This is a genomic window from Xenorhabdus sp. KK7.4 (genome assembly GCF_963876465.1).
Lineage (GTDB): Bacteria > Pseudomonadota > Gammaproteobacteria > Enterobacterales > Enterobacteriaceae > Xenorhabdus > Xenorhabdus stockiae.
Genome location: NZ_CAWNQF010000144.1, coordinates 23393 through 35079, shown reverse-complemented (window position 1 = coordinate 35079; position 11687 = coordinate 23393). Strand labels below are relative to the sequence as shown.

The 11687-nt window shown below is 41.8% G+C and carries 11 protein-coding genes; 6 read left to right on the top strand and 5 right to left on the bottom strand.

Features of this window, described 5'->3' with window-relative positions:
* The first annotated feature begins 109 nt into the window (after nt 1–109).
* The 3 genes from fadR to alr all read left to right on the top strand — a co-directional run bounded on the left by fadR (nt 110) and on the right by alr (nt 3766).
* A complete protein-coding gene (fadR, locus tag AACS90_RS21940; protein ID WP_099108105.1) occupies nt 110–832 on the top strand; it encodes a fatty acid metabolism transcriptional regulator FadR in 723 nt (240 codons plus the stop codon).
* 543 nt (nt 833–1375) lie between these two features.
* Nucleotides 1376–2677, top strand: coding sequence for a D-amino acid dehydrogenase (locus AACS90_RS21935; protein WP_099121504.1), 1302 nt, complete (start codon nt 1376–1378; stop codon nt 2675–2677).
* Nucleotides 2678–2698: 21 nt separating this feature from the next.
* Nucleotides 2699–3766: an alanine racemase gene (alr, locus tag AACS90_RS21930; protein ID WP_099121503.1), complete on the top strand. Its 1068-nt coding sequence runs from the start codon at nt 2699–2701 to the stop codon at nt 3764–3766.
* Nucleotides 3767–3869: 103 nt separating this feature from the next.
* Here the strand turns inward: alr and AACS90_RS21925 are convergent, their stop codons facing one another.
* Together AACS90_RS21925 and gapA are read right to left on the bottom strand one after the other, a co-directional pair.
* A complete protein-coding gene (locus AACS90_RS21925; protein ID WP_099121502.1) occupies nt 3870–4745 on the bottom strand; it encodes a D-hexose-6-phosphate mutarotase in 876 nt (291 codons plus the stop codon).
* Between the two features lie 182 nt (nt 4746–4927).
* The gene (gene gapA, locus AACS90_RS21920) at nt 4928–5923 is read right to left on the bottom strand and encodes a glyceraldehyde-3-phosphate dehydrogenase (protein ID WP_099108101.1); all 996 of its coding nucleotides are present in this window, start codon (nt 5921–5923) and stop codon (nt 4928–4930) included.
* Nucleotides 5924–6264: 341 nt separating this feature from the next.
* Here gapA and msrB point away from each other — a divergent pair, with 341 nt between their 5' ends.
* Together msrB and AACS90_RS21910 are read left to right on the top strand one after the other, a co-directional pair.
* Complete coding sequence (gene msrB / locus AACS90_RS21915; protein ID WP_099121501.1) at nt 6265–6672, top strand: peptide-methionine (R)-S-oxide reductase MsrB; 408 nt, start codon at nt 6265–6267, stop codon at nt 6670–6672.
* Between the two features lie 121 nt (nt 6673–6793).
* A complete protein-coding gene (locus tag AACS90_RS21910; protein ID WP_099108099.1) occupies nt 6794–7075 on the top strand; it encodes a YeaC family protein in 282 nt (93 codons plus the stop codon).
* A 124-nt stretch (nt 7076–7199) separates the two neighbouring features.
* Here AACS90_RS21910 and pncA read toward each other — a convergent pair whose 3' ends face one another.
* From pncA to sppA, 3 genes are all read right to left on the bottom strand, one after another.
* The gene (gene pncA, locus AACS90_RS21905; RefSeq protein WP_099121500.1) at nt 7200–7835 is read right to left on the bottom strand and encodes a bifunctional nicotinamidase/pyrazinamidase; all 636 of its coding nucleotides are present in this window, start codon (nt 7833–7835) and stop codon (nt 7200–7202) included.
* Between the two features lie 61 nt (nt 7836–7896).
* Nucleotides 7897–8916 carry an asparaginase gene (ansA, locus tag AACS90_RS21900; RefSeq protein WP_099121499.1) on the bottom strand — a complete coding sequence of 340 codons (1020 nt, stop codon included), beginning with the start codon at nt 8914–8916 and terminating at the stop codon, nt 7897–7899.
* Between the two features lie 139 nt (nt 8917–9055).
* Nucleotides 9056–10954 carry a signal peptide peptidase SppA gene (gene sppA, locus AACS90_RS21895; protein WP_099121498.1) on the bottom strand — a complete coding sequence of 633 codons (1899 nt, stop codon included), beginning with the start codon at nt 10952–10954 and terminating at the stop codon, nt 9056–9058.
* A gap of 167 nt (nt 10955–11121) precedes the next feature.
* Between sppA and AACS90_RS21890 the strand changes: the two genes are divergently transcribed.
* Nucleotides 11122–11673: an NAD(P)H nitroreductase gene (locus tag AACS90_RS21890; protein ID WP_099121497.1), complete on the top strand. Its 552-nt coding sequence runs from the start codon at nt 11122–11124 to the stop codon at nt 11671–11673.
* Nucleotides 11674–11687: the final 14 nt, after the last annotated feature.

Genomic DNA, 11687 nt, shown 5'->3' with positions numbered 1-11687 from the left:
CTTTCACTCTTTCACGGTTTATTTACTATGTAACTATGTCGATCTGGCGCATTCTGGTATGATCAGTACCTATTATTAGCCAAGAAAACAGTTTTGGAATAGTTTAAATATGGTAATTAAGGCTCAGAGTCCTGCGAGTTTTGCGGAAGAGTATATCATTGAAAGTATATGGAATAATCGTTTTCCACCAGGCTCCATTCTGCCAGCAGAGCGTGAATTATCTGAATTAATCGGTGTCACTCGTACCACTTTGCGTGAAGTATTGCAGCGTCTGGCTCGTGATGGCTGGTTGACTATTCAGCATGGAAAACCAACAAAGGTAAATAATTTCTGGGAAACATCAGGTCTTAACATTCTGGAAACTCTGGCACGTTTAGATCATGATCGTGTGCCTCAGCTGGTCGATAATTTACTGTCAGTGCGTACAAATATTGCGGCCATTTTTATTCGTACTGCATTCAGACATAATCCGGAAAAAGCACTGGAAGTTCTGGCTGAAAAAGATAAAGCGGAAGACACTGCGGAGTCTTTCAGTTCTGTGGATTATGATATTTTCCGTGGCTTAGCATTTGCGTCAGGAAATCCTATTTATGGGTTGATCATTAACGGATTAAAAGGGCTTTATACTCGTGTGGGTCGTTATTACTTTTCGAACCCAGAGGCCCGTAAACTGGCACTGAATTTCTATCAGCAACTGAGCGTACTGTGTCGGGAAGAAGCCTACGATAAGATCATGGAATGCGTACGTAATTATGGTAAAGAAAGTGGAACCATTTGGCATGAAATGCAAGGCATTATGTTCAATGATTTAACAGCAGCACGTCAGAATTAATCAAATTATATCTTATCCAATTATCAAGTTGATTTCTTAATCCAGCTTATTCTTTAAAGGCGAACTGCTTTGTGTAGTTCGCTGCTTCTCATTTTTTAATAATTATACCTATAAAGAGGTGTTTTCTTATCTCCTCATAAATGGTGAAAACCCACTCAAGCTGTAAAATTCAAATTTTTAAATTATTATACTATTTAGTTTACATTGATTTAAAATTTAATTCTTAGTTATTGCATTTTTTTAGATTAAAATAAATTCGAATATTGTGAACTTAATGTTGCTTTTTTACCGTAAAAATCACTTTTTAGAATACTTATATAATCAATTAATAGCATTTAATCCTTTGCTATCTGATTGTATTTTTGATTATTTTTTTATTTATCACCTGATAATAAGAAAGTTTTTTATCAGGGTTTTGTAATGAAATTGTGATTTAAATCCTAAAATTAAATTAATCATCTCATGGTCTATTATTCTGGGTTGGATTTTTCTATTTAGCATATTATGCTTGTCTTCGTATATTTCTTATCAGCAGGTGGCAGAATGAAAGTCCTTATTTTAGGCAGTGGTGTTATTGGCGTCACCAGCGCCTGGTATCTGGCTCAGGAAGGTCATGAAGTGATCGTCGTGGATCGTCAGCAGAGTGCTGCCGAAGAAACGAGTGCAGGTAATGCTGGGCAAATTTCACCCGGGTATTCAACTCCCTGGGGTGCTCCTGGTATTCCGTTAAAAGCGTTCAAATGGCTGTTCCAGCGCCATGCTCCGCTAGCCATTCGTCCTGATGGTTCATTATTTCAGTTGCGTTGGATGTGGCAAATGCTGCGCAATTGCGATGCTGACCATTATGCGATGAATAAAAGCAGAATGGTGCGTCTGGCTGAATATAGTCGTGACTGTATTAAGCAGTTGAGAGCGGATACAGGTATTCAGTATGAGGAGCGTCTTGGGGGAACATTACAACTGTTCAGAACTGCTAAGCAGTTTGATAGTGCAGCCAAGGATATTGCGGTACTGGAGCAAGAGGGCGTTCCCTATCGATTATTGACGGCAGAACAATTAGCGTCAGTAGAGCCGGCTCTTGTCCACTCTTCCCATAAATTGACGGGGGGATTGCAACTTCCCAATGATGAAACCGGTGATTGCCAGATTTTTACCAAAGAATTAGCCAAAATGGCAGAAAAAGCAGGTGTCAGATTTATATTTAACAAACAGGTTAAACAAATTCTGATGGATGGCGATAAGGTTAGCGGTATTCAGTGTGATGATGGTGTTATAACCGCTGATCAGTATGTGATAGCGATGGGGGCTTATTCCACCGAATTATTGAGAGGTCTTGTCACAATCCCGGTTTACCCTATGAAAGGCTATTCGCTGACAATGCCGGTCATGGATGAAACTCGCTCACCGACTTCAACGATACTGGATGAAACTTATAAAATTGCTATTACGCGTTTCGATAATCGTATCAGGGTTGGTGGTATGGCAGAAGTCGTCGGTTTTAACTTGGACGTACTAAAAAGCCGTTGTGAAACACTAAAAATGGTCGTTGATGATCTTTACCACGACGGTGGCAATATTGCTGAAGCCTCATTCTGGGCTGGGTTACGTCCGATGACACCGGATGGCACACCTATTGTTGGTCCGACTAAATACGCTAACCTTTATCTGAATACCGGGCATGGCACATTAGGCTGGACGATGGCCTGTGGTTCAGGAAAGCTGTTATCTGACTTAATCTCAGGCAAAAAACCTGATATTGCCGCGGATGATCTTTCTGTATTCAGATACACCGATGGGTTTAATACCAAAGTACTTCGGGCGAAGCATCGCTTACATACTGCGTAAAGTAAATTAGAAGGGGTCAGCATGCCACGTCCTATTTTGGCGACGATCCACCTTGATGCATTTCGCCATAACCTGGCAACGATCCGTCAGAAGGTTGGTCACAGTAAAATTTGGTCGGTAGTGAAAGCGAATGCATATGGGCACGGGTTGGACAGAATATGGCAATCACTCACGCAGACGGATGGTTTTGCTCTGCTTGATATGAATGAAGCTATTTATTTGAGAGAGCAGGGGTGGCAAGGGCCTATCCTGTTGTTAGAGGGTTTCTTCAAAGCCGAAGATTTGCAGATAATCAATAAATATAGTCTGACAACGACAGTCCATAGTCGCTGGCAGCTTCAGGCAATAGAAGAGGCAGAGTTCGATAAACCTGTAGATGTCTATTTAAAACTTAACAGTGGTATGAACCGTCTGGGTTTCACTCCCGATGAATATCCACAGATAGTATCAATGGCAAATGGGATACAGAATATCAGATCAGTCACTTTAATGACCCATTTTGCGAATTCCGATAATGAAATGGGCGTTAGCGAGCAATTTACAGTGGTTAAAGAGCTCAGAATGGATAATCTTTCACATTGCTTAGCTAATTCTGGTGCAATTCTATGGCACCCGCAAACACATCGCGATTGGGTCAGGCCGGGGATCATTCTATACGGGGCATCGCCCAGTGGGAAGTGGCGTGATATTGCAGGTTCGGGGTTGAGACCTGCGATGAGTCTGAAAAGTGAAATTATTGCGGTCCATAAACTGGCTAAAGGGGTAAAAATTGGTTATGGCGGCCGCTATACCACACAGTCTCCAACCCGAGTGGGTACTGTTGCATGCGGTTATGCTGATGGCTATCCTCGTCATGCATCAACAGGAACACCTGTTGTTGTTGATGGTATTCGCACCCGTGTGTTGGGAGCGATATCAATGGATATGATGACGGTGGATCTGACACCATGCCCAGAAGCCACAATCGGTAGCTCTGTTGAGCTATGGGGAGCAAAATTACCCGTGGATGAAGTCGCAGAGTTTGCTGGAACGATAGGTTATGAACTGTTGTGTGCTTTAGCCAGACGTGTTCCGGTGGTTGTTGATTAATGATAAGGATTTATGATTTTATCAGGCATTTTTTCGTACCGCTTCCATGCAGTTTGAATCAATGCCTGTTCATCCCATTTTAATTCTGACCAATCAGTTATGTTCAGCTTGTCTGGCGGCAACGAAGGACGACAGATAGCTTGCCGGGGTTCCCGTTTTTAGAATGCAAAGGGCTACTGATACGAGCAGTTTCAACACAGACCATAGTTTTATAGCTTTCGTTTTCCATATCTTGCATGCTGCCTGATAATTCTGCTCCGGGATTCCAACAAACGATATCACTGTGATGGTAGTGATGAATTTCGATGGTACGCTTCCATTGTTTATCACTAATTAGGCTGAAATCTTCTGGCTCGGTATAAATACGATCGGTTCGCCCCTGAAACGTTAGTTTTTCACTAGTCGATTGCTGTTTTTTGTTTGTTATCGAATCGATAAAGTGATGTCCTAATCCACTGACCTGAACTTTCTCTATGCTGCTGATATTAAAGTAAGAGTGTAGAGCGCATGTGGTTTGATAATCTCCGTAGGATTCCAACTCTATTTCACAGGTTTCACCTAATTTAAAACGGGCAATAAGTGTAAACTCATGTGGCCATAACTGTTTGGTATACTCGCTGTTTTGTAGTATGAACATCAAAATGACACCATTTTCATGTTCATGATGCCCTTTGAATTCCCACGGTAAAATTCGGGCGAACCCATGACTCGGCGCGTCCTGAGGCCCAAACCACGGCCAACAGATAGGGATACCACCACGGATGGCTGTTCCTGCACGGAATTTTGTATTATTGCTTAACCATAATATAGGCTTTTCACCACTGGGTTGCCATGCCATAAGGTGTGCGCCCTGAATACTGATTGCGCTGCGGACTTTAGGGTGAGTAATTACAATTAATGGAAATCCATCAATATCCCGTTGACTGATATGAGGAGATATCTGCTTTACAATTGGCAAAGAGAAAATTTTATCAAGCATCATCATGACCTTATATAAACTTGTATTGATGGTTAATGAAGGCAAGAATAGCCTATTGTGAAAGAGTGGTAAAATAAAAGCCACCGTAAAAGGTGGCTTATTGAACAATGATTATACCCGTTATCTTTCAGGTTGAGATTTTGTTGTCTGCAACCTGAAATTTATAAGGTAGATAAGTTCAGTTATTTAGAAATGTGTGCGACCAGATCCAGAACTTTGTTTGAGTAACCTGTTTCGTTGTCATACCAAGAAACCAGTTTTACAAAGTTATCGTTCAGAGCGATACCTGCTTTTGCGTCGAAGACAGAAGTCAGTTTTTCGCCGTTGAAATCGGTGGATACAACGTCATCTTCGGTGTAACCCAGAATGCCTTTCAGCTCGCCTTCAGCAGCTTCTTTGATTGCTTCACAGATTTCTTTATAAGTTGCTGGTTTTTCCAGACGTGCAGTCAGGTCAACAACAGAAACGTTAGGAGTAGGTACACGGAAAGACATACCAGTCAGTTTGCCGTTCAGTTCAGGAATAACTTTACCTACTGCTTTTGCAGCACCGGTAGAAGATGGAATGATGTTTTGTGCCGCACCACGGCCACCACGCCAGTCTTTTGCAGAAGGGCCGTCAACAGTTTTCTGAGTAGCTGTTGTTGCGTGAACAGTTGTCATCAAACCTTCAACGATGCCAAATTTATCGTTGATAACTTTAGCCAGTGGAGCAAGGCAGTTAGTTGTACAGGATGCGTTGGAAACGATGTCCTGACCTGCGTAAGCGCTGTGGTTAACACCCATAACGAACATTGGGGTATCGTCTTTTGAAGGACCAGTCAGGACAACTTTTTTCGCGCCGGCAGCGATGTGTTTACGCGCAGTTTCGTCAGTCAGGAAAATGCCGGTTGCTTCAGCAACAACATCAACACCTACCTCGTTCCATTTCAGGTTAGCTGGGTCTCTTTCAGATGTAACGCGGATGGTTTTGCCGTTAACAACCAGATGACCGTCTTTAACTTCAACTGTACCTTTGAAGCGGCCATGGGTTGAATCGTATTTCAGCATGTAAGCCATGTAATCTGCATCTAACAGGTCATTGATTGCAACGATTTCAATGTCAGAACGCTCTTGTGCAGCACGGAAAACAATACGGCCAATACGACCAAAACCGTTAATACCTACTTTGATAGTCATAGTATTCCACCAGCTATTTTTTAGTGAATTAAAAGTTGTTTCTAAAGTTACCAAAATCTTGCCAGTCGTCAAGCGGAATCGTGTCAACAATTGAAAAAGATCAATTTAAAAACCACTATCTGGATATCCGTTATACAACTGTAACAATCTTTACGCTCACCATTATCGGGGTATAAGGAGATATTTAAAGTTACCATTAATGAGATATGTGAGATTTATCACAATTAGTAAAGTAAATCATCATGTTGAATGGGTTAAAATACGATTTAACAGTTTAATATTTACTTTTTGTTGTTTTCGGTACCTTTTGTTGAAAATACTGGCCTTAAAAGGTGGTTACTATGGCTAAAGATATCTCTTTTCCTCTTGAGCAGCTCAGTGAAATGCAGCGTTATGTGACGCAAGAAGCAGGTACAGAGCCGCCATTTTCAGGAAAGCTGTTGCACAACAAAAAAAGTGGTATTTATCATTGCCTGTGCTGCTCTCAGCCACTTTTTGTTTCCGACACAAAATTTGATTCCGGGTGTGGGTGGCCAAGTTTTTATCAGCCGATTAATGATAAATCCATTAATTATATTGATGATTATTCTTGTGGTATGCATCGGATCGAGGTGCGTTGCAGCCATTGTCAGGCACATTTAGGGCATGTTTTTCCTGATGGTCCTAAACCTACAGGAGAGCGTTTTTGTATTAATTCGGCTGCGTTGCGCTTCATTGATGAAGATTCAGGAGAAGAAACCGCCGGTTAATATGATGAGTAGCGACATTTTTGACCAAATATGATGCGAATTGGCAAGTGATATAGAATCGATTCAGCTAGTGATGTTAGTATAATAGTTCTAAGGAAATAATAGCCTTAAGGAAATACCGATGAATGTAGATGATTTACTTTCAGCCATGACACCTGAGATTTACCAGCGACTGGTTCAGGCTGTCGAATTAGGGAAATGGCAGGATGGTGTTCCATTAACACCAGAGCAAAAAGAACATAGCCTGCAAATGGTCATGCTTTGGCAAGCCAGACATAATCATGATCCGGAACATATGACGATTGGCACCGATGGCCAAATTGCCGTAAAAAGTAAACAAGAACTGAAGGCGATGTTTCAGTCAGAGATGGTTGCCAGATTGAAGCCGCAATCAGAAGAATGAGTCAGTAAATTAAATCGGTAGCCTCGTTCTCCCTCATTGATTGAGCATAAGGAACGAGGCTAATCTGATTTCTGATATGTAGTTATAGTGGTCAGCGGGTTAAAAATATTTTTATGCACGTATATTAAAAAAGGGCAGCTATCTCTTTCAATGAAGTAAATTTTGCGCCTTTAGCTGCCATTTCCTCAATAGCCTGCTGGCTGTCATCCGCGTGAATATTAACCCCCCGGCAGCCTTCTGTAATGACGTAAGTTTCATACCCGTGTTCTAAGGCATCTAATACGGTAAATTTTACGCAGTAATCGGTAGCGATACCAAGAATAAGCAGGCGATTGATATGTTGCTCTGATAGCCAGCCATGTAATCGGGTTGCATTTTTACGGTCGTTATCGAAAAATGCGCTGTAACTGTCTATCTGTGGATTTTCACCTTTACGGAAAATCTCCCCTATAGCAGCTTGGTTTAAGGCTGGATGAAAATCTGCGCCAGATTGCCCCTGTACACAATGTACAGGCCACCATATTTGAGGGATACCGTTTAGTACGCCTAACTCACCAACTGGCTGGCCTGAATTCACTGCAAAGCTCATATGATTAGACGGATGCCAGTCCTGACTTGCAATGATGCTGATATTGTACTGCTGACACAATTGAATAGCTTCATTTGCTACGGTGATAACTTTTTCGCTCTCTTTTACCGCCAGAGCACCACCTGTACAGAAGTCATTTTGTAGATCGATAAGTAATAGTGCGGTTTTCATTCTATTCCTCAATTCATACTTTCGTCTTATAGTCGGCCCGTTAATATTTTGAATATGCTTATTATTTGTCGGAATAACTCAATTCTCCGCGTAGATTTTGCTGCATCAGAGAGCGAATTTCTTCGGTTTCATAGTGCTGGCTTAACAGGTAGTGAAGTTTTGTCAGGGTTGCTTCAAATGTCATATCGTAGCCGCTGATCACACCTGATGCAGCCAGTGCATGACCGTTAGCATAACCTTCCATATTGACCCTTCCGGAAATACATTGTGTTAAGTTGATTACAATGATTCCTCTTTCAGTCGCTTCTTTTAAGATTCTTAATAAATCAGGGCGTTGAGGAGCATTGCCGACACCATAAGAACGCAAAATCAATGCCTTGACAGGCTGCATCAGGATATTTTCAACTACTTGGCTGGACAGCCCCGGATAGATAGTGACTACGCCAATTGGCTGTGAGCTGATTTGGTGTACAACAAAATCGCCATGACCAACGGGCAGTGGAGCGGTATTAAATGTCCGGATATTGATGCCCGCTTCGATAAGCGGAGGGTAATTAGGAGAAGAGAAGGCATCAAAACCGTCAGCATGGGCTTTGACAGTTCTGTTCCCTCGATACAATTTGTTGTTGAAAAACAGGCTGACTTCATTGACGGGATAGTTGGCTGCCAGATACAGGGCATTGAGCAAATTTGTCTGACCATCTGAACGCAGTGCTTCCAACGGAATCTGTGACCCTGTCACGATAACTGGCTTGTTAAGATTTTCAAACATGAAAGAGAGAGCTGAGGAGGTAAAAGCCATGGTATCTGTACCATGCAGGATCACAAACCCATCGTAATCATGGTAATTCTGATAAATATCACTGGCAATAATTCCCCAATCATCTGGACTCATATCAGAAGAATCAATAAGGGGATGATGCTCACGGATAGTGAATGTTGGCATTTCTGGGCGGTGAAACTCGGGCATTTTTGTCAGCTGCCGCTGTAAATGACCGGAAACGGGAATATAACCATTGGGGGAATGTTGCATCCCAATTGTTCCACCCGTATAAACAACATAGATAGATTTCTTCTGCATGGTCGTAACCCAATAACAGTACTTTGATAAAATTCTCTGCCGATTATAGGGAGTATAAGGAATAAAAAAAGCCTGATATTGGTATATATTAATCAGGCTTTATATTTAATTGTGATTATCACGTTATGGTGATGAATTCTCAGCGGATATCGCTACAGTTCAGGCAATAAGCATAAATATTTTGTGGATCATTCATGCGGCTATAAAATACCGCCTGCTTTTTCATATCCTGTGCTGCCTGAGCAAATGGAGCTGGCAACATTGACTGTAAAGTATTTGGCATAATTGCCTGTGCTGATGAAGAAAATCCCAGCATCAGTTTTTCAGTAAATGAAAGTTCAGGCTGCATCCAGCTTAACGCTACGGTTTTAAGACCTGCCAGTTCAGCGGCTTTCTTAACGGCGTCATCGAAATCGCCTAACTGATCAACCAGACCATTCTTTTTAGCATCACTACCACTCCAGACACGGCCTTCAGCGATTCTTTCAATTTCAGCGGTTGTTTTGTGGCGAGAATCTGCTACCAGCCCGATAAACTGGCTATAGCCGTTTTCAATCGACATTTGTATGACTTCAGAAAACAGAGGATTTATCCCTTTTGTTGTAGAAATATCAGCCAGTGGATAAGTTGAAACACCATCTGTATTTACGCCAAGATAATCAAGACTTTTTTCAAAAGTAGTGATAGCACCGAAAACACCAATTGAGCCAGTTAAGGTATTCGGGGAGGCGATAATATAGTTAGCCGGTGTGGAAACCCAGTAACCGCCTGATGCAGCAAGCCCTCCCATGGAAACAACAATCGGCTTTTGATTGATCTTTTTACCATTTACATCAGTACCTTCCCGAATAGCCACCAGCTCACTGCGGATAAGTTCAGATGCGCTGATACTGCCGCCGGGGCTGTTTACTCGCAAGATAATGGCTTTAATATTAGGGTTCAGGCGAGCTTCGCGTAGTTGTTCTGCGATGGTATCACTGCCAGCTATACTGCCGGATTGTTTGCCATCCATGATTTCCCCTTCAACTACAATCACTGCAATATTACCATCGTTCTGATAAGTATCTCCGATGGGTTTTTTAGCAATATAATCACTGATAGTAATGTAGTTGAAATGCTGGTTTTTCTTATCCCAGCCGAATTTCTTTTCCAGCTTTTGTTCAATGACATTCAGAGGCGCTATTCTATCTACCAAACCATTCTGGAGAGCATAGAGAGCACTGTTCCCACCTGCTTTACGGAGTTTTTCAATAAATACTGAAGGTTCAGGAAGTACCTGACTGATTGGGATTTTTCTATTGGTGGCAATATCCTGTCGGTAATTATTCCAAAGTTCATTCAGCCAGAGAGAATCCGCTGCGCGGGCAGCATCCGACATATCATTCCGCATCATTGGCTCTACGGCTGATTTGTATGTACCGACACGGAAAATATGGGTAGAAATTTTCAGGTTTTCTAATAATGATTTATAGAACAAATGATTATTTGAATAACCTTTAAGTGAGACACTGCCTTGAGGGGTAAGGAGTATTTTGTCAGCATAACTGGCTAAATAGTATTGTGGCTGGCTGTAGCTCTGCCCGATAGCTGTAACGGATTTACCTGAGCTTTTAAATTCGTTGATGACTTTGCCGATATAAAGCATCGATGCCTGATCAGCCCCTGCAAAATCATCCAGTTTCAACACCATACCGGTAATTTTGGGATCATTTTTTGCCCGTCGAATACTATCAACAATATCAAATAGCGAAGTTTGTTGAGTACGAGTGCTGGAAGGATAGACAAGATCCCAGCCTAATTGATCCAGCGGATTGCGGGCAGATACCCGATCAACGATAGTACCAGATAAATTGACGTATAATGCTCCACCATAATCACTATCATCTGCCGGGAACTGTTCTTTATAAATAAGAACGCCAGTGGCAACTAATACAATTAATAAAATAAACAATAGATTGGAAATAAATTGGCGAGCGAAGTTTAGCAGTTTCCAACTCCATTTAAGTAGCCCTGCTATAAGCCTCCATAAAGTATGCATACTATCTCCGATGATGAGATCAAATAAGATTATCCTAATCAGCTAACTGATAAATGTCAGCCAGAAATCACGAAAATGACTGAAAAAATAATATTTACACTTTCATTCGGTAACGAATAAACAGAGAATGTCCGGTCGTGATAGATTATCTTATTCAGGAGGAAACTATGAAAGCCTTGGAACTCTTATTGAATCGTCGTTCTGTTTCACGTTTAACTACTCCGATCCCTACGGGGGATGAATTGCAGAATATCCTTGCTGCTGGGATGAGAGCCCCAGACCATGGAGCATTACGTCCCTGGCATTTTATTGTCATGCAAGGGGAAGGAATAGATAAATTCAGCAAATTGCTCGAACAGGCAGCAATTAATGGTGAAATGGGTGAAGATGTGGCAGAAAAAGCAAAAAATGCCCCTTATCGTGCACCGATGATTATTACTGTTATTGCTAAAGTAGTTGAGCATGTAAAAGTGCCAGAATGGGAACAGGTTGTAGCAGCAGGCTGTGCAGTACATGCTATGCAAATGGCAGCCGTGGCTCAAGGATTTGGTGGAATATGGCGTTCTGGTTCTTGGACAGAAGACTCAACAGTCAGAGCCGGACTGGGATGTGAAGAGCACGACAAAATTGTTGGGTTCCTCTATCTGGGTACACCAGAGCTTAAATCACCAATGAAAGTCTCTTCACCAGATTTAACTGATTTTGTCAGTTATTTCTAAAAATTACTGTTAGA

Excerpts from the sequence above, each read along its gene's own strand:
- fadR (WP_099108105.1), top strand. The coding sequence starts at position 110 with ATGGTAATTAAGGCTCAGAGTCCTGCGAGTTTTGCGGAAGAGTATATC.
- AACS90_RS21935 (WP_099121504.1), top strand. The coding sequence starts at position 1,376 with ATGAAAGTCCTTATTTTAGGCAGTGGTGTTATTGGCGTCACCAGCGCC.
- alr (WP_099121503.1), top strand. The coding sequence starts at position 2,699 with ATGCCACGTCCTATTTTGGCGACGATCCACCTTGATGCATTTCGCCAT.
- AACS90_RS21925 (WP_099121502.1), bottom strand. The coding sequence starts at position 4,745 with ATGCTTGATAAAATTTTCTCTTTGCCAATTGTAAAGCAGATATCTCCT.
- gapA (WP_099108101.1), bottom strand. The coding sequence starts at position 5,923 with ATGACTATCAAAGTAGGTATTAACGGTTTTGGTCGTATTGGCCGTATT.
- msrB (WP_099121501.1), top strand. The coding sequence starts at position 6,265 with ATGGCTAAAGATATCTCTTTTCCTCTTGAGCAGCTCAGTGAAATGCAG.
- AACS90_RS21910 (WP_099108099.1), top strand. The coding sequence starts at position 6,794 with ATGAATGTAGATGATTTACTTTCAGCCATGACACCTGAGATTTACCAG.
- pncA (WP_099121500.1), bottom strand. The coding sequence starts at position 7,835 with ATGAAAACCGCACTATTACTTATCGATCTACAAAATGACTTCTGTACA.
- ansA (WP_099121499.1), bottom strand. The coding sequence starts at position 8,916 with ATGCAGAAGAAATCTATCTATGTTGTTTATACGGGTGGAACAATTGGG.
- sppA (WP_099121498.1), bottom strand. The coding sequence starts at position 10,954 with ATGCATACTTTATGGAGGCTTATAGCAGGGCTACTTAAATGGAGTTGG.
- AACS90_RS21890 (WP_099121497.1), top strand. The coding sequence starts at position 11,122 with ATGAAAGCCTTGGAACTCTTATTGAATCGTCGTTCTGTTTCACGTTTA.